The sequence below is a fragment of the Paenibacillus tianmuensis genome, assembly GCF_900100345.1.
GTDB classification, from domain to species: Bacteria; Bacillota; Bacilli; order Paenibacillales; family NBRC-103111; genus Paenibacillus_G; species Paenibacillus_G tianmuensis.
Map to the genome: position 1 here is coordinate 1 of NZ_FMTT01000074.1, position 18,210 is coordinate 18,210.

The window sequence follows — 18,210 nt, forward strand, 5'->3', positions numbered from 1 at the left end:
CACAATATCCGTGATCCAGCCCTCGGCCTTTGCGTTGCCGAAATTAGGGTCGTCGGATTTTGCATGTCCGATGCGAATGAACGGGTCCCGGCCGATCGTCTTTTCCTTGAAATTCCTTTTGATGTCGTCGAACGTCTGCTGCGACATCTTGATTCGGCCGTATTGCGGATGTTTCCATTCACCGATCCGGCCTACTGGGATTTTGAGCGGCATGTCCCTTCTCCTTTCCTACACGCGCGGCGGCCAGCTCCACCGCCCCGGTCCGTCGCCATGCTTTACATCCAAATTGAAAAACTGGCCAGTAGGGTTCAGTACACAAAGATGAACTGTGGTTTCATCGACCACGCCTGTAATAATTGCCGCACGCGGCTCGCTTTTGTACTCCCCGCCCGGAGTCCCGTGGCTTTGGTAATGCACAATTCGTCCAACAGATGGTTGCATGAGTATCTTCTCCTTCATCCTGTTCTCCACCCTTTCGGTATGGGTTCTACCTTGCCCCAGTCCGTGTTCGTGATCAAATCCGGCTCGTATCGGCTATAGATCGGCGTCAGCACCGAACGGCAGCGACCGTGCATTGGCGGCGTATTTGCTCCAAGCGAAGGGTCGTCCATCGCCATGAGAAGTCCATGCCGTGAATGGCATATCTGCGACGTCCGACCGTCCAAGATGGCCGAAAAGCGAACATAATCGACCCGGTTCTCACGGTATGAGATGATCCGGCCGCGGTTGTAAGCGTAAGTCGTCTCCGTAGTGACGATCAACACGGCGCGCCTTTGGTTCTGGTCCAAAAGGTTGGCTATCGATCCCCGAGTGCTCTTCATGTCGCCAGTAACGAGATATTCCAACAGTACCTGCTTGATCGCCGTCACTAAATCAGCCTCTACCTCGCCGGCAAGCCTCAGCTCGCGGCGGCGCAGCACCTCGAAGGCCTCTTCTGGGGTGAATTCCCGGTTCACGTCTAGGATCGGCAGGTCCGCGAGCTTCATACCATGTTTTCGCAGCAGTGCCATGCTCTCCGCATCTGCATGTTCCTGGCCCGCATCAAGCATACTGGCTGCGTGCTGGAGCAGTATCTGTGACAGCATGGCCGGCTGCGGAAGATGGTACTGGTGGATCTCTACCTCGCTGGCGCCGATCGGAATGCCGGAGAACACCATTTTCAGCCAAGCGTCGTATCGGATCAGCAGTTTATCCTCTGAACGGTCCAGAAACTTCTTGATAAAGCGCTCAGTCTTGTTCATCTGTCTTCTCCTGCTGATCGTCGTCCTCTTTCAGGTACTTGGCGTATTCGTTGCGGACCTTCTCGCGCTGCGCTTCCGCATCAAGCTTGCGTTCAGGGAAGCCGAGCTTTGATCTGACATGCTGAAAATCTTCCTCGGCTGAAGAGTCCAAATAGCCAGCATTCGTCATTTGGAGGAAGACGCTTGAGAGGATTTGTATATCCTCATCGTTCATTTCGCGTTCTGGGAACTCGCCTAATTTCTTTTGAGGGCCAAAGTTCATCTCGACTAGCGGCCGCACAAGCTGTTCCAGCAGCGTCTCTGTCAGGTTCTTGAATATTCGGTCCAGTATGAGCTGGTACATGCCGAAATGGCTCTTCCCAAGCGCATAGGAGCCGGACTGCTGGCCCTCATCAAAGACAAGCGACGGCACCAGCATTCCCCGAAATATCATTTTGTTCACATATGTAATGATCATGTGAAACGCATCGCCCATACCTGCGCCTGGGGAATGAAACTTGATATCGGTATTCTCCTCGGCCGTTCCCGACGCCATAGCAATGCCCGTACCATTTTGGAGGTTTGCGAGCACCCTCGCCATGTATTCAATGTTCGATATCTTATATTCTGGATTCTGAGGATCGTCAATCTCTCCATCAGGCACCATGGCAGCTACGGTCGGCGCACCGAACTTGTCCACGGCGTTGACCCACATCTTCAAGACGGGGTCCTTCAGAAGCCAGTTCTTGCGGACGCGCCGGAGCTGGCTAACCCCGTATGGATTCCCAAAGCGGACATTATGTGTGTAGATGATTGCCTTGTTTCTTGGGATATCGACCGGGCTGCCGGAGAACCAACGGTACTGTTTGATTGGACATTCCCTATCAAGTCGACCCGTTTGCTGGTCGACGTTGAAGAGAATGGTTCTAGGATGGTAGGTCGCGAGATAGTCGAGGGTGATCTGGCTGCCGGACGGCTTCCAGACGATCTCCGTGCCGCTGTAACCGGCCCAAATGCCCGAGAGGATATCCGTGCACGCCTCAACCAATGAGCCGGCCATGTCCTCCAGCGCTTCATTCACGAAATCCTGTATCCTGGGATTGTCGTGGGTAAACCGGTCCAGCTTGAGTAGCGTGGACAAGATCATGAACTCTATGCCGGCCGCAACGGTTTCGTCGGTATCTACCATCCGTTCGTACTCCATCAGGTTCGCGTTGTCCGGGTTGGCAATAGCCCGGTCGAACAGAGTGAACGTCGTGAATAGCTGCGAGCCGATCTGCCCGACCATTTGTGCTGCCAAAAGATTCACCTCCCCATTACCATGATTCTATGCTGGCTGCCGCAGGCGTTCCGACGACCTTCGCATTAATCTTTCTTTTCCTGATTTCTACGAACGATAAAACGACAGCATCTGCCCGGTCAGGGGAATCCAGCCCTCGTTTTTTCATATCCTCTTTTCGCTCAAGAGCGATCTTGCCTTTCGACGTCATGCGGTATTTCCGCTGGGTCAACTGCGTGATCAATCGCTCGTCATTGGGCAGTTCTACGTCAACAACCTTCCCCTGTAAGTGTTTCGAAAAAGCCTCTTGGAGGATGTCCCGTAGATTCGCCCACGTCTCCGTACCGCGGTTATCGTAGTGTTCCTCCTCGTCGTACGTTGGCTTGGAGCCGTTGTTGATCGGTATCACAGTCCAATCATTCAGTCGTTCTTCCCGAATGACCTCGTTCAACCGGTCCGTCACCCCGCCGCCGACGCCGCTGTCGTCGACTTTAATCTCGACTTTGCGGAGATGTGGGAAGGCTCGAAGCATTTCCCTAGCAACTGCAATCACCCGGCCTGCCGTGACCATCGTATCCTGCTTGTTGTAGCATCTTAGCTTGAACACTTTCATTCCGATCCGCGGCGCTATGACCGTCTCGTCGTCTCCAAAGCGCGCGACATCGACACCGAGGTGAAGCGTTTCGCCAACAGGTTCCACCTTTGCGCCAGCAGCCAACTCGGCAAGCTCCAGAGCGATAAAGGCATCAGCCTCAGCTTTAGGAAACTCGCCATACACACGGACGCGTACGACGTCACTCTCGGCGCCGTACTTGTCTATGAGCATTTGGATGTTTTCGCGGCTTGTCCGCTTGCTCTTGCGGCTATCGACTTTATGCGTCCGGAAACGTGAGCGGTCACGGTTATGCGAATCATAAAAGATCCCAGCCGTTCGCGTGGGGTTGCCGCACATCAGCAGTTTGTTTTCGGGACCTGTCAACGTACCAAGGATTGTCTCCATGATGGGATCAGCGACGCCGGAAGCCTCGTCTACCACGAAAAACATATAATCTTCGTGGAAGCCTGCCATGTTCTCCGGCTTGGTCGCGGTGCGAGCTGTGGCAAACCAGCGCTCCTCATGGCCGATCATGTATACCTTCGTCTTCGTCCATTTGAGCAAGTTTTTGACCATCGACGACTCAAGCCACTTTGCAACTTCAGCCCAAAGGACATCATGGAGTTGTTGTCGTGTCGGAGCTGTGCATACTACCTTCGGATTTGGCCGGCAGCATAAGAACCAAATAACGAGCGCTGCCTCGAACGCCGTCTTTCCAACCCCTTGCCCCGATCGCACGCTTGTAAAACGGTGATTCGCAACATCCATCATGGCGGATTTCTGCCAATCATCCGGATCGAAGCCAAGCATGTCCTCTGCAAACGCGACCGGATCATCCCAGTACAGGTCGATGATTTGAACGAAAGATGCAACAACACTATGTGGCTTATTGCTCATTGCCACTCACCTTCGCTCACCTTCGCCCGCCTACGTTCAGCCACTTCCATGAGTGCATCAGCCCAATTCTCGGATTCCTGGTTCTTGCCGCCGCCTTTGATGTTGTCGACCTCAGCCTTCAACTTTTCAATACGCAGCTTTTGCTCCTCATCCGCCCAACCTTGGCGGCACATCTCCTCGTACTGGCGAATCATTGATGTGAGAGTGGTCATAGCCCTGGCCTGAGCTTGCAGAAAGGTTGCCTGCTTATCCCAAGCATGCTGCAGCTCAAATTCATCTTCCCATCCGGTATCGGTTCGTTTCTTTCGTTTCAAGACTTCTGTACGATCGTCCTGATCTCGCACAAACATAATTTTTTGTGCCCGAATAATGGCCGTAAACTTAATTTGGATATTTTCCCAAAGCAGATCGAGAGAGTCCATCTGCCCTACGTTGTCGTATATCTCTCGGGTCTCCTCGTCGTCCGGAAGGAATTTGCGAAATAGCCCATGAGATACCGCTTTGCCATTTCGTAAGGGACCTCCAACGCCTCCTCGATTCCCAAGCGCATTCTTATTCCCTTTCGGTGCCCCGCGTTTGGAACGTTCCGTATCTTTCGGAGCGCTCCGTTCTTTCGTTTGGAGCGTTCCATTCAATTTTGTGTCCCATTTATCCTTGCTTTTCCACCCGCGGACGGTTCCATCGGATATACCAAGCTTCTCGGCAATTTTCACAAGATCGAGTTGCCCGAAGCTCTCCAGATATAACTTTTCGGCTTCGGACCGCTTTGGGTCGCGCACTCTTGGCATTACATAAGTCACCTCACCTCCAAGAGGTTATACATTGTTTATGCAAAGACTTATTCACAAACTTTTTATTTTGTGGTCAAGTATAACACCTTGACACTAACTAAGAACCGCGCAACCACGCGGCATCTCACGTTCGGCACTTCCGTACGACTATGCACCGTTTATTCATGGTACATGTATACGATATGCAAAAATCCGAAAATCCGCATCGTTACGGCATTCTTAGGAAATGAATGCTTGCGAACGTTTGCGGCTGTTAACGGCCTTTCGGCTTCGATATACATCATTTATGCATCGTCAGAGTCCCTTTTGTTGTAGTAAAGCAAGCCATTTATGCTCACTGAGTCCATCTTCGCTTTTGCCAACAGCTTAAATACCGTTTCTTTGTCGGATCGATTCTTACTAAGCTCAAGTGATAGCTGCTCCAATGTTATGCCTAGGTCATCCGAAATTTCATAAATGGTCGCCGCTTTAGGCTTAGTTTCAAACGGATGTCCCGTTTCCCTCGCTCCCACAAATATGCCCCTCTCACTGTTTGAGTTGGTTTCGCTCAAATCGTCCCAGCCCCCACCCTGGCATTTTACGGGACATTCACCCAAACGAAAAAAGTCGCCCGATGAATGGACGACTTTGATCGAATGCACCTGTATACAATTATTCACAGTACTATCTTAGCACGGTTAAAACCTAAAATATACGACATCTTTGGGACTCTTTTAAGACATGATTGAGACACGATTAAGACATGCCTATCAGTTTCCCGTACTCCTCAAGCGCTTTGGACCTCCATCGCCCAAACGTTCTTCGAACAATCCTCAGCTCAGAAACGACATCATCGATTGGTTTATCCTCGATGTATTGAAGCCATAGAAGTCTTGCATACTGCGGCTTGTATTCCTCAAACACCTTTAAAGTGTGTTCGATATATTGTTTCTGTTGCTCAAGGTCCTGCAGCTCACTGATTCGTTCGATGGCGGCCTCGAAGTCGTCCAAGTGGCCCGCGCGCGCCTCGATCACTTTCTCGATCTTCCCTCGCAGCTCACGAAGCAGCTTTTCGTCTTCGGCATCAGCGCCGGAAGGCGGGACGGACGCCAGTTGCGACCGCGTCCCGGCCGGATACCGCGTCAGGTAAGCATGGGCAACCGACTCCAGCTGCTGCTCTCGCTTGGTCAAGTACATGTACGTTGGCAGCCCGCGGAGCTGTCGGTGCAGCTCCTGAAGCTTGTCGTCCTCGTTTACAACGTTCAGCGACATTCCGTTGCCGATCGGGTACTTTTCGAGTACCTTCATCCTTGCGACAATGCGCCTGTATTCTTGAAGCTGTTTGATAACTGCTTGCTCATAGTCTTTTGCCAATTGTCCGCCTCCTCACTGTTTCGATTCAGGCTTTCACCGAAGAAAGCAGCCGAATCCAGAATTCTCATCCTTCCATCACTCGATACGCATATCCATTCCATGCTTTTCGTTAGTAGTTGCAATGAAGGCCTTTAGTTCAGAAAACGAATCGTCCCATTCCTTTTGAGTTTGCGGGTAAATGAATTTAATTTTCGTTCCGTTCTTATTCGGCTTATACCATCGAACTGGAACCATTTTATCCTTCAGCATGGAAAGCCAAATGTGCGCCTTGCCAGCAGCAAAGACCCGCTCATCAAGCGATGAAGTCAACTTCTTTTGCTGGATTCTTCCGCCAATGATCCTAATTTTCGGTTCTTCCATGTTTACCTCCCTGTGTATTTTCGTATTCAATCATCGCTTGTAAGTGATTCGGTGGCTTCTTAAGTGAGCGAATTTGTCACAAATGGTTTGAACGGTCCGCTTCGAGTTTGTGAACGGCTGATATGAGAGAATCCGCTTTTTCATCTCTTCGGAATACATCGATACGTCTTTCTCGACAAAGCACGGATTCTCTTGCGGCGTGTCACTTACTTCACCCCGGCATTTAAAAACTGATGCGCAGATTTTGCAGATGCTCGGCATTGGTTCATTGCGGCCGATCTTGGCTTCATGCTTGATTACTGGCACTTAAAGACCTCCTATGTCCTTCGAATTCATTGAGAAACTATAAATCGTTTCGCGAACCGCAATTGCTGTTCGATGTATGGGTCATCATCTTTACCGTCCATTGCGAGCCAGTCACCTATACGTTGGTTGATATCTTGCAAAACCTCCAAAGGCAGTTGATTGGATAGTTCAAGGATTTCTTGCATCGGGTTTTCTTTCACTACGCACACCGCCTGTTCATTCAGATTAACTTTCCTTGACCCCCATGTTACCCCCATTTTCACCTCTGAACTGATCTTTGCCTTGCAAAATATAGACTTGCCCACCGAGAGAAATCACGGTCGGGATACCATTTTTGATTTTGATCGGCATTACTACCGCACGAAAGGACTGGCCGACATGTCGTTGTTTGGTCATTGCCCTATGCCCCTTTCACCTTTTGAATTCTCGCCTTCACGGCTTCCATCAGCTCATTTTGTCCTGTGGCTTTTCGCTCCAGTGCGTCGACCGTTTCTTCGTCCATCGTGCCCTCGGACACAAGCCGCATGACAACAATTCGCCGGGTCTGACCCTGCCGGTGAACCCGGGCGTTGGCCTGCTGGTCCTCTTCGAGGCTCCATATCTGGTCGTACCAGACAATCGTTTGGCAGCTCGACTCCTGCAGGTTGAGACCGTGGCCGGCTGACTTCGGATGAAGTAAAAGCAATGGGATCTCGTCGTTATTCCAAGCCCGAATATCTTCGCTCCCATCCTTCCCCTTTCGCAGTGTCCTGGCTTGCGGGAACCGCTGTTGGATACGAGAAAGGGAATGTTTGAAGTCGTAAAACACCATGACCGGCTTCCCCTGCGCCGCCTCGATGATATCCTCCAGCGCATCCAGCTTGGCCTCGTGGATCTCTTTGATCCCTCGATCCTCGTCATACACGGCGCCGGAGGCCATTTGCCGAAGCTTGTTCGAAAGGACGGCAGCCGTTTGGGCGATAACGTCGGCGTCGGCATATTCCAGAAGCAAGTCACGCTCTAGTTTTTTGTACAGCTCCCGGGCTTCCTGCGACAACTTGACCGGCACGACGCGGTCAATCCGTTCCGGCAGCTCCAACCAATCCTCGGCCTTCATGCTGACAGCAATATCGCTTATGGCCTCGTAAATTCGCTGCTCGGCCTCTTTTTTCTGTTTCCAGTCGTAAACGACATGACCGCTACGGGCGCCGGGCGTAAAATATCGATCGCGGAAACCGGTTATCGTTTTGCCCAACCGCTCTCCTTGATCCAGCAGGTAAATTTGCGGCCAAAGGTCCATGAGGCTATTTGGCGCTGGTGTCCCGGTCAGGCCGATCACCCGTTTCATCATCGGCCGTACACGTCGCAGGGCTTTGAACCGCTTCGCCTGCGGATTCTTGAAACTGGACAGTTCATCGATCACGACCGTGTCGAACGGCCACCTGCTGCCGTATTCACTCACAAGCCATTCAACGTTTTCCCTATTGATCACGTAGATATCGGCATCGACTTTTAGCGCTTTCCGGCGGATAGCGACGCTGCCCAGTACCTTCGAGATCCGCAAGTGTCGGAGATGATCCCATTTCTCGACTTCACGGGCCCATGTATCGTCCGCTACTCGCAGCGGTGCGATCACCAGCACGCGTTCAGCGTCGAAATAGTCGTTCAGCAAGCGGTCAATCGCTGTTAGCGTGGAGACTGTTTTGCCCAAACCCATCTCCAGTAATAACGCGATATAATTCGTGTCCAGAATGCGCTCCGTCGCGTATCCCTGATACTGATGCGGATTATACTTCAACCTCCGCTCACCTCCGCTATGAACCGATCGATGTCTTCGACCGAATCAATCTTGTAATGGCGATGGCCTCGTTTCGTGAGTTCCTTCGCCCATTTCCGCTGCAATGGTTTAAGAGGCTTCCCGGGGGCCTTGGTTTCGACGTACACAGTCACACCATTCGGCAGGATCACGAGCCGGTCGGTCACGCCGTTATTCCCAGGGCTTACCCATTTTGGGGCGAGCCCACCGATTCGTTCCACCTCTCGTACCAGGCGGGCTTCTATAGCTGACTCACACATATAGTTTTCCTCCTGAGTGATGATTACACACGCACGCGTATAGACGTGTTCACGTTTAACCTAGGATTTACGTATATACCCTATTTACTTTTCCTAGGTTAATTTAATTATTATTATTAAGTAGAAATACGATGTATCATATGAATCAGCAGGGTCTAAACCCTTGGTACGGCTGGCTTTTTCCGATTCGTTAAGGCGATACATTACGGATTTTTTGACGTATCACATGCATCAAGGAGTGATTCATTATGATGCATTGACGATCTCCTTAAGGAATCACCTTATCAAACGCGGTTTGTTGCCCATACCCCGGTACGCGGACCCGGCCCGGTAGTTCTTTCCACCCCGGCATGCGGCGCATGATGTCACAAATACTGCGGGCCTCCCACTTCGTCATTGCGCCAGTTCTATTGTGCAGTGCTTCCGCCCAGATCATTGCGGCGCATACGCGCCTATGCGTATACGGCTCTCCGCCAAACTCGTCCTCCACAGGGGTCTCCAGCCACTCCTGAATGGTCCCCTCCCGCGGGTCGATCTCCAAGTGTGCAGCCTGCTGCTGCTTCGCTTCCTCAGCAGCCTTCCGATCCAGCGCCAAGGATTCCCCCGCCTTGTATAGGTGCAGCGCCTCCGCCCAGATTTGCCCCACAACCTCATCCGTAAGATGCTCCCAATGGCTGAGCCGTGCCCGCGCCGGATCAACGTCTACGGGCCAGAAACGGCGGTTTCCGGTCTCATCTCTCAGAAAATCCCGCGTGTTCGTCGTCCCGAAAAAGACGCATTTTCGCGGAAACTCCGATACCTGTCGATCGTAAGCCACCCGATACCGGTCCTCTGTCTTCGAGAGAAACGCCTTGACTTCATCTACTTCGGATTTCTTCATGGCCGACAGCTCGCCGATCTCGAAGATCCACCCCGCCTGCAGGTGCTCGCCGGCCTCCTTGTTCTCGAATGTCCGAAGGCTGTCAGAGAACCAGGCCCGGCCAAGCTTCGCCAGCAAGCTGCTTTTGCCAGCCCCCTGCGGGCCAACCAGCACCAGCATTTCGTCGAACTTGCAGCCTGGGCGATAAAGCCGGGCGACAGCCGCCAGCAGTATCTTCCGCGTCACCTGCCGGGTGTAATGGGTATCCTCGGCCCCCAAGTAATCGATAAACACAGTCTCGATACGCGGTATTCCATCCCACTTAAACGCCTCAATGTACCCCTTGATCGGATGGAATTTATTCATATGAACGACTTCCGTAAATGCGTTGTGTACCGTCGTCGCTGCCCGGATGCCGTAAATCTTCGAAAACCAGTGCTGCAGCCGCTTGTCATCAGCGCCCAGCCATGGCTCGTATTCCTTGTGCGGCCGCTCGAGATCCCGCCATGGCAACGGCTTCCGGATGACCTCCGCATTCCCGAACGCATCGTAAGCCAGCACGTCACGCCAAACGTCATGCGAAAGGATCAGCTCTATGTTTCCCGCCGTGGGAAGGGGCTCCGCGGTTTTATGGTGCAGCTCCAGCTTTTCCTTCCAGTCCTCGGACTCCTCTTCGTCATCTTCATTTTCAAGCCCGTCGTCCATCTCCCCGAACGTATCCTGGAGCTCATCCATTTTCAGCCGCTTGACTTCCGGCAGTCTGGCCACGAAGTGCTCCATCGCCACATGACTGGGCTTCTTGGCGTCTGGCGTATGTTCCTTGACCCGTTCGTCGAGATGGCCGAACTTGTGAACCCGCACGAGGTCGAATAGGTTGTACGTCCGGCTGTCGGCGACCGGATCGCTGTCCTGGTGCGAATAGGCAAGGTCTTGATCTGGATAGACCTCCAGCCCGCTCCCGCTGGTCCCGGCGGTGTACGTGTAGCGATTCGGCATGGAGCCGGGGACATAGATGTCGGAAAGGAACGTGTCGATGCCTTCCTCGATCGTAAACGCCCGGCAGAACAGGCCGATCGTGCCGTGCTTCTCCCGCGGGTCCTGCGCCTTTTTCCCGCCGAGCTGCGGCCCAGCCTTTGCATCCGGATGCCGGGGCCACTGCATGACGTCCTGCCAGTCGTCGTACTCCGCCAGCAAGCCGTCAACGCCCAGCGGATCGCCCTCATAAATCTCCAGCACCGGCTCCGCATCTTTGCTGCAGCTCGGCAGATACATGAGCCGATGAACCTCGAACGTCGTCTTGTCGAAGTAGCCCATGCCGATCTGCTCCGCCAGCTTCCGGCTGACGGCGGCATATTCGTCCGGCGTCATGGTGCGATCAGCCGGCACAATCAGACGGTATTTCGGCTTCTGTGGCCGATGGCTGTGCGTAGAGTACACGACATAGGCGCAGCCACCCAGCACCAGCTCGGCCGTGAATAGGAAAGCATCGTCCGCGCGGTCCACGTCCAGCGTAATCAGGCTGCGCGTATCGACGTTCTCCTTCTTCCGGCGGCCGCCCCGGACAAGCCCACCAACGAAAGCGGGCCCGTCCTTGACCTTGCCTCGACCGATGTTGTGCATGGCGTCATACTGCAACATCGTCTCAGCCGTCCGCCGGACCTTCCGCAGCCGGTCGACGAATTCGTCCCATGTCAGATATTCAGGTTTCCAGTTTGTGTCGGCCCGGTGCTTGCCGAAGCTAATGTCGAGTTCCTGCATGTTTTCACTTCCTTATTCTCGAAAAGCTTCCATTTTGGTATTATTAATGCGAGGTGATTCCGGTCATGTTTAAATCTGGATTTCTTCTTATCACACCCGAACAAATTGCCGCCGCTATATTCAATAAAAGTGATGTTACCGTTTGGCAGAACGGCCGTATTCTTGACTATGGTGGTCCTATTGAAGCCCAAACAGAGCACTCGGTTACTATCAATGGGGCAAAATATTTAAAAGAAACTTGCGAATTTCGGATACGCTGAGATCCATTTACCCCAGCAATTCGTCAAAAGCCTCATCCACGGCCATCCTTAGATTGTTGATGGCCGTCTTATAATAGCTCTCCTTGAGCTCCACCCCGACAAACCGCCGTCCCATCTTGATCGCCTGATAGCCCTCGCTTCCGATGCCGGTGAACGGCGAGAAAATGATATCCCCCGGGTTACTCCAAAGCTCCACGCCCCGGGCAATCACGTCGAGCTGCAGCGGGCAAATGTGTTTTTCATCCTTCTCGTCGCGGGCGCTGCGGTACTGGAGCGTATTATTTGGGTTTATGTCCATCCAGACCGGAGAGGCATATTTCTGCCAAACAAACACGCTGCGCCACATTTCAAACGGCCATGGCTCCCGGCCGTCCGCCCGGACTTCGGCCGCATGCCGTTCGTACGCCTCCCGGCTTACATCCAGCCCCTCGCCGACGAACTCCTCGAATTCACCGCTGATCGGCTCGGGGTTGGTGCTAGGCTTCCGCATCGTAACCAGATAATCAGGAATGCCTTGGCGGCTCATTGCGCTATCCTTGACAATCTGTTTATGGAGCAGGCCGAGCGCCTTCGTTCGCTGCTGTGCGACGACCGGGTCCTTCCAGATGCAGACCTCGGAGTGGTAAATCCAACCCTCGGCCTCGAATGCCCGAATCAGCTCTCCCCGGAAATCCCGGATGCCAATGTAACCGTGATGCGTCTTGCTCGTCGGTAGGTTCATGCAGTGGAAACTCACTAGTCGCCCAGGCATCGTAATCCGGAACAATTCTCGAATCAGAAAACGAAAGTGCTCGAAAAACTCGCCATCGCTCCGGCAGTTCCCCATATCTCGGTCACTATTCGAATAGGTGTACAGGCTGGCGAACGGCGGACTGAAGATCGAATAATGAATGCTGTTGTCAGGCAAACCGCGTGTAATTTCTACACAGTCGCCGTTATAAAGGGCAAAATCGGGTTCAATGACTTGGTCGATCGCATTAACCTGTTGCTGCAAATGTTAACCCTCCTCGCTCATCTCGTTATTACAGTCATCACAAATCGGGCTTCCATCCTCGTCTTCCACGGTCCATTCGCCCACTTTCCCACAAAAGACGCAAGCATCTTTCGTTTCGTGCTTTTTCTTAGACCGCACACCGCTCACTCCTTAACCACGTTGGGATGACGATCGGTCGCTGCGGCTCATACTCGGCCACGTCGCGATCCGCCCGCCGGATCGACTCTGACGTGATGTCTTTGGTGTACTGGACCATTTCCGCGACCATCTTCCGGAAGTCAGCTTCCTTCCGCTTGATGTTCTCGGCCGTCGCGCCCTCCCGGGACGACGTGATCATTGTTACATTCACTGGCTGAGTCTGGCCGAAGCGATAGCAGCGCCGAACTGCTTGGAAAACCTGTTCGAAACTGTCTGACAATCCGACGAACGCCATTTCCGCGCAGTGCTGCCAGTTCATCCCGAATCCGGCGATTGAAGGTTTGGTGACCAGGACTCGGATCTTGCCGGCAGCAAAGTCGAGCATTGCCTGTTCCTTATGGGCCGCTTTGTCTGATCCTTTTACCTCAACAGCCCCCGGAATCGCCGCTGCCAGCGTTTCAGATTCAACGTTAAGATCGCACCAGACCAAGAAAGGCCGATCGGTTACGTTAACGATTTCAGCGCAGGTAGCCACGCGCTGCTCCACTGTTTCCCGCCTAGCCCGTTGCCGTTCCGACAGCGTTTTGGCAGGCTCCCCGTCAACCTCAATCACGTGATCGGTGATTGTAAGAGGTGGGAGATTATAGCCGTCGTCCGTATATCCAAGATCGGACGGTTTCTCCAGCACAACGCCCCAGCTTGCTACCCAACGCCAGAACGATTCCTCGGCGTGACCCTTCAGCCGCCATTTTTGCGTCTCCCCGCCGTCGTGTACAAAGAACATGGACAGCATCTCCGATCGGCCCATGACGCCGAGGAATTCCGCATGATTGCCGATTTCCATGTAATCGTTTGGTGCCGGCGTCGCCGTGCAAGCGAGACGATACGGCGTGAAGGCAAATGACTCAATTAGCTCTGTCCGCAGCTTGCCAGTGAACGATTTCAGGATGGAGCTCTCGTCCAGTACCACGCCGTCAAACAGCACCGGCTCGAATTTATGCAGCATCTCATAATTGGCTATGTTTAGCCCCGATCGGACATCGTCCTGGCTGCGGCACATCGTAATTTCGTAGCCGAGCTCCGCGCCTTCGCGGACTGTCTGGGCCGCCACGGCGAGCGGCGCAAGCAGGAGAACGTCGCCGCCAGTGAGCCGATGAACGTTCATTGCCCACTCAATCTGCATGCGAGTCTTACCAAGCCCGGTCCCGGCGAAGATTGCTGCTCGCCCGCGCCGCAACGCCCACCGGACAAGATCACGTTGGAAGTCGAACAAGCTGCCGTGTAGCTCGTCACGGTCGACATTGAACCCGCTCGGAGGTATGACGGCACGCTTATTACTAATGAAGGAATCGTATGAATTCACGCCAGCATCGCCTCCCAATCTGCCTTCGAATATCGATCCGTCATCTCCGGCACGCAGTGTTCAGGTAAATTGGCCCGGACCAGCGTAGCCGGAATGACGGGTGACACTGAATTCCCACACTTCGCCACCTGCTCCGCCTGCGTGAATGGCTTGCCGTTGAATATTGGATCAATAATGTACGAATCCGGAAAGCCCTGCGCCCGGTACAGCTCACGCGGGGTCAGCATACGCATGCCGATGTCAACGATCACATACGGGACGCCTTGAATGTGCACCAGAACGAGACCGAACCGGTCGTGAGTCGTTACCGTGCCGAGCGGATCGTCCGCTGCCCGCCCAACGCTGTTGCCGTAATACGCGACCATGAAGGCGTAGACGGCGCCGATGTGCATGCCGCCAGCGGTGATCGTCGGGACCGGATCAGCCATGTGGCTGCCGATATTGTCCCCGCGGAACTTAATCAGGTGCGAAGAGACGATCCCGTACCGATTGGAAGTATCCAGCGTCATGAGTGGCTGATCCAACGTTTGGCCCCGCACCTCACTGTTTCGCGTTTCCGTATGGTACTGGATCAAGTTGGTGCATAGGAGGGCGTTGTGGTCGGTCGTCGTGATGGTCGATAGTGGTTCCTCCACTGAGTTACCCCCGCCATTATATCCGCCGCCATAGTGCTTGATCATCGAAGCTGTGACAATGCCCATTGCGTGCGCCGCACCCGCCGGCCGAACCGAACCCGCGCCGGACGTGATCGTGTGTAGGGGTTCATCAATCGCATGTCCTGTTGCACCGCCCCGGAACTTGGTAATATGCGGTAAAACCAGCATGTGCTCGTTCTTCGTTGTAATCGTGGTCAAAGGCTTATCCAGCTCATACTGCAGCCGATCCCCGCCGTATCCCGTTTGTCCGATTCGAGTAATAAATGGTGCCATAAAAGGCACTTTGCCAGCCTCGGCCACCTTGATAATGAACTTGTCGATCCCCCGGGCAATCCGCCGAATTGTGTTTGGCGCGAGCGGCTTTTTCCGTTCAAAGATTGAAGGTACTGGAATGGACCAGTCGATGCAGTCGGCTGCGACTCGATACGGCAGCGGACTACCCGCGCGAATTGTTACCCGCTCAGCCGTATGTGTCGGCTCCGGCCAGACAATCGGCTTCCCGTCGCAACGGGCGATCATAAACAACCGTTTACGAATGGTCGGCGCTCCATAGTCGCAAGCGCGGAGAATGCGCCATTCCACCTCATAGCCGTGCTTCCTCAACGTTTTAATGAAGAGCTTGAACGTCCAGCCCTTCTTCTCTTTGATCGGCCGCCCTTCTTTATCAAGCGGGCCCCAATCCTGAAACTCCTCAACGTTCTCCAGCATGATAACCCTCGGTCGTACTGTTGCTGCCCAGCGGACAGCCACCCAAGCCAGACCTCGGATGCCCTTCTCCCGGGGCTTTCCTCCCCGGGCCTTGCTATGATGCGTGCAGTCCGGCGAGAACCAGCAGAGGGCGACCGGGCGGCCGCCGGTTACCTCCCGCGGAGAAACGTCCCAGACCGACTCGCAGTAATGCTTTGTGTTCGGATGATTCGCCTCGTGCATAGCGATGGCAGCTGGATCGTGGTTGATCGCCACGTCGACGCTGCGCCCGATCGCGATCTCAATGCCAGTCGATGCGCCGCCACCCCCGGCGAAGTTGTCTATGAAAAGTTCTGTCATATCAACATTCCCCGTTTAGCAGGCAAACATTTGCCGAAAGCTTGATAACAGCCGGCAGATTTGAGTTTTCTGTTTTAAATCCCTTCAGGTCGACGCCCAATTCTTCGAGCCGCTTGTAAGCCTTATCCCCATTGTGACAAGAGTCGATGATGGTCAGGATCTCCTCAGTCAACTTAACCAAATCACGGTATTCGGAAATTTTCGCAGCGAGCTTCGTTTTAAGTTTCTCAACAGCTGGCTGCAGTTCTTCCATTAATCCGTTTGTTCCCCGATCAAGTAAGTTATGAGAGATGAGACTTGTTTCATGTTGGACGATATCTGATCTTAAGCTAATTACATGCCCGTTAATGTCAGAAATGATACTCTTCATACGCCAGACGTCGAACCGGTTATACCGCTCGATCAGGCTAAGAAAGGAATCATGGAACAATTGAGCTTGACGTTCGACTGTGTCCGCCTCTTTATAGGCTTCGAAAACAATCGGTTTGACAACAGACTTAACCTCAGCATGGACCGCTTTCCGCAGAACATCTTTTCTTTGTCGTGCCTTATTTTCAATAAATTCTCTTAAATCGCTTTTCTTAATAGCCATTATATGGACCTCCTATTAATCCTTCTGATAGAAATCACACTCAAACCCGGCTGCCTTAAGCGGCAGCCCCGGCGCCCAGTCGATCGACCGGCTCATGATCTCCGTCACATGTTCCACGGAGCCGGTCCCGATCGGCACGTCCAGCACTGCCTCGTCATGTACGTGCATTACGATCTTGTAGCCTTCGGCATCCAGCCGCATCAGGCTCTCAGCCAAGCAATCCCGCGCAATCGCCTGCACAAGGTTCTCTACCAACCGGCCGCCGTACGTCCGGTGTGACATCCATTTCTTCTTAACCTGGTCCATGCCGTCAAAGACGATACCATCCTTGCCAAAATTCGGGTCCGGTTTGATCCGCGGGTTCACGTAGGCCAGACTCCGGCCACTCGGCAGATCGGCGAAAAGCACGCCCGACTCGTAGCGGTATTGGACCCCGTGCTTGAGTTTAACGGTCGTTTTCTCCTGTACAGCCTTTACAGCCGCTTTCTCGGTAGCATACCAGAGCTTGACGATATTCGGGTTGGCGTTACGCCACTTTTTCACGTGAACTGGGTATTCTTCTGGTGGGATTTCCTTCTTCTTGTCCATGTTCTCCATGGCATTCGGTCCGCCTTGAAAGCCGCAAGCCAGTACTGCAACCTTCCCAGGCGCGCGGTATCGGTAATTCTCATGGCCCTTGACGATCGTCTCGAACGGAATACCAAACATCTGCGCTGCCGTGGCCTCATAAATCTTGCCGTGTCCCCTGAATACGTCCAGAACCCAGTGTTCATCCGCCAGCCAAGCGATGACGCGGGCCTCGATGGCCGAGAAGTCGCTGACGATGAACCGGCAGCCGGATGACGGAATGAAAGCGGTCCGGATAAGCTGAGATAAAACAAACGGCGGCGCGCCGAACATCAGCTCCAGCATCTCAAAGTCGCCATTTCGGAGCGTTTCCCGCGCCAGAGCCAGATCATCCTCGATCTCGTTCTTCGGTAGGTTCTGCACCTGAATGAGCCGCCCGGCCCACCGCCACGTACGGTTAGCTCCGCAGAACTGCAGCAGCCCGCGTGCCCGGTCGTCGGCGCAGATCGTCCTTGCCATGGCGTTGTATTTGTCGACGCTTGTTTTGCCCATCTCCTGCCGCAGCCCCAGCACCCGGCGCGCCTCGTCGTCCGGCGCCGCATCCAGCAGCACAGGCATGTACTCTTTGGACAGCCCGTCCGGCGTCTCCAGCCCACGGTCCGCCAGCCAGCCCTTGAGCTGCTGCAAGCTGTTCGGATTATCAAGCCCAGTAATCTCCCGGGCCTCCTGCAGCAGCCGCACCTCGTACTGCTCATCGCAGGCAAGCGCCTGCCGGACTAGAACCGGATCGAGCCGGACGCCCCGGTCGTTGATTTGTTGATCGAGGGCCCACAGCCGCCATTCGTGCGCGGGCACCGGGAAGCGCTCCAGCTTCCGACGGATCTCCCGTTCAACAACAATATCCTGTCGATTGTAGGCTTTGTAATCCTCCCACTTGTCTGGCGCATGGTGTGGATAGTTCCTTGTGCGGCCGCCGTTCGTCTTCGTCGGCTTGCACGGGACGCTGAAATACTTGATCAGCGCCTTGCCCTTAGCGTCCTTCTGGGCCTCAAGCTTCAACACCTCGGCCACGCCCTCCAGATAACCCGGCAGCCCGAGCGTCAGCGCATGGACGGCCGTG

19 protein-coding genes are annotated in these 18,210 nt (G+C 53.9%); 1 reads left to right on the plus strand and 18 read right to left on the minus strand.

Annotated features, from left to right (window positions below; all coding sequences use genetic code 11):
• The 13 genes from BLO51_RS27235 to BLO51_RS27295 form a co-directional block, all read right to left on the minus strand.
• On the minus strand, positions 1 to 213 hold a 213-nt coding region (locus BLO51_RS27235), incomplete at its 3' end, for a hypothetical protein (RefSeq protein ID WP_217266801.1).
• A gap of 15 nt (positions 214 to 228) precedes the next feature.
• Entirely contained in the window at positions 229 to 441 is a 213-nt protein-coding gene (locus tag BLO51_RS27240; RefSeq protein ID WP_090677075.1) for a hypothetical protein, read from the minus strand.
• A gap of 14 nt (positions 442 to 455) precedes the next feature.
• A complete protein-coding gene (locus BLO51_RS27245) occupies positions 456 to 1,241 on the minus strand; it encodes a minor capsid protein (RefSeq protein ID WP_090677044.1) in 786 nt (261 codons plus the stop codon).
• Positions 1,228 to 2,520, minus strand: coding sequence for a phage portal protein family protein (locus BLO51_RS27250; protein ID WP_090677047.1), 1,293 nt, complete (start codon positions 2,518 to 2,520; stop codon positions 1,228 to 1,230). The genes BLO51_RS27245 and BLO51_RS27250 overlap by 14 nt, the downstream gene beginning before the upstream one ends.
• A gap of 16 nt (positions 2,521 to 2,536) precedes the next feature.
• Entirely contained in the window at positions 2,537 to 3,991 is a 1,455-nt protein-coding gene (locus BLO51_RS27255; protein WP_090677050.1) for an AAA family ATPase, read from the minus strand.
• Complete coding sequence (gene terS / locus BLO51_RS27260; RefSeq protein WP_090677052.1) at positions 3,988 to 4,779, minus strand: phage terminase small subunit; 792 nt, start codon at positions 4,777 to 4,779, stop codon at positions 3,988 to 3,990. Before terS ends, BLO51_RS27255 begins: the two co-directional genes overlap by 4 nt.
• A gap of 287 nt (positions 4,780 to 5,066) precedes the next feature.
• A complete protein-coding gene (locus BLO51_RS27265) occupies positions 5,067 to 5,333 on the minus strand; it encodes a hypothetical protein (RefSeq protein WP_090677054.1) in 267 nt (88 codons plus the stop codon).
• Between the two features lie 184 nt (positions 5,334 to 5,517).
• Positions 5,518 to 6,135: an RNA polymerase subunit sigma-24 gene (locus tag BLO51_RS27270; RefSeq protein ID WP_245719853.1), complete on the minus strand. Its 618-nt coding sequence runs from the start codon at positions 6,133 to 6,135 to the stop codon at positions 5,518 to 5,520.
• A 75-nt stretch (positions 6,136 to 6,210) separates the two neighbouring features.
• Positions 6,211 to 6,495: a hypothetical protein gene (locus tag BLO51_RS27275; protein ID WP_090677055.1), complete on the minus strand. Its 285-nt coding sequence runs from the start codon at positions 6,493 to 6,495 to the stop codon at positions 6,211 to 6,213.
• Between the two features lie 332 nt (positions 6,496 to 6,827).
• Positions 6,828 to 6,986 (minus strand): DUF6877 family protein, encoded by a 159-nt coding sequence (locus tag BLO51_RS29550; RefSeq protein WP_342672490.1) that lies wholly within the window; start codon positions 6,984 to 6,986, stop codon positions 6,828 to 6,830.
• Between the two features lie 40 nt (positions 6,987 to 7,026).
• A complete protein-coding gene (locus BLO51_RS29555) occupies positions 7,027 to 7,197 on the minus strand; it encodes a hypothetical protein (protein WP_167670357.1) in 171 nt (56 codons plus the stop codon).
• A 4-nt stretch (positions 7,198 to 7,201) separates the two neighbouring features.
• Positions 7,202 to 8,578, minus strand: coding sequence for a DEAD/DEAH box helicase (locus tag BLO51_RS27285; protein ID WP_090677058.1), 1,377 nt, complete (start codon positions 8,576 to 8,578; stop codon positions 7,202 to 7,204).
• 546 nt (positions 8,579 to 9,124) lie between these two features.
• Positions 9,125 to 11,473, minus strand: coding sequence for a virulence-associated E family protein (locus tag BLO51_RS27295; protein ID WP_090677062.1), 2,349 nt, complete (start codon positions 11,471 to 11,473; stop codon positions 9,125 to 9,127).
• A gap of 53 nt (positions 11,474 to 11,526) precedes the next feature.
• On the opposite strand from BLO51_RS27295, the gene BLO51_RS27300 reads away from it, so the two are divergent.
• Positions 11,527 to 11,733, plus strand: coding sequence for a hypothetical protein (locus BLO51_RS27300; protein WP_245719854.1), 207 nt, complete (start codon positions 11,527 to 11,529; stop codon positions 11,731 to 11,733).
• Between the two features lie 7 nt (positions 11,734 to 11,740).
• On the opposite strand, the gene BLO51_RS27305 is transcribed toward BLO51_RS27300, so the two are convergent.
• From BLO51_RS27305 to BLO51_RS27325, 5 genes are all read right to left on the minus strand, one after another.
• Positions 11,741 to 12,727, minus strand: coding sequence for a DNA-methyltransferase (locus tag BLO51_RS27305; protein ID WP_090677065.1), 987 nt, complete (start codon positions 12,725 to 12,727; stop codon positions 11,741 to 11,743).
• 127 nt (positions 12,728 to 12,854) lie between these two features.
• Complete coding sequence (locus tag BLO51_RS27310) at positions 12,855 to 13,976, minus strand: DEAD/DEAH box helicase (RefSeq protein WP_245719855.1); 1,122 nt, start codon at positions 13,974 to 13,976, stop codon at positions 12,855 to 12,857.
• Between the two features lie 248 nt (positions 13,977 to 14,224).
• On the minus strand, positions 14,225 to 15,931 hold the full coding sequence (locus BLO51_RS27315; protein ID WP_090677069.1) for a DNA cytosine methyltransferase: 1,707 nt from the start codon (positions 15,929 to 15,931) through the stop codon (positions 14,225 to 14,227).
• 1 nt (position 15,932) lies between these two features.
• Positions 15,933 to 16,523 (minus strand): hypothetical protein, encoded by a 591-nt coding sequence (locus BLO51_RS27320; protein WP_090677071.1) that lies wholly within the window; start codon positions 16,521 to 16,523, stop codon positions 15,933 to 15,935.
• A 15-nt stretch (positions 16,524 to 16,538) separates the two neighbouring features.
• The coding region (locus BLO51_RS27325) for a DNA polymerase (protein ID WP_090677072.1) at positions 16,539 to 18,210 on the minus strand (1,672 nt) is incomplete at its 5' end.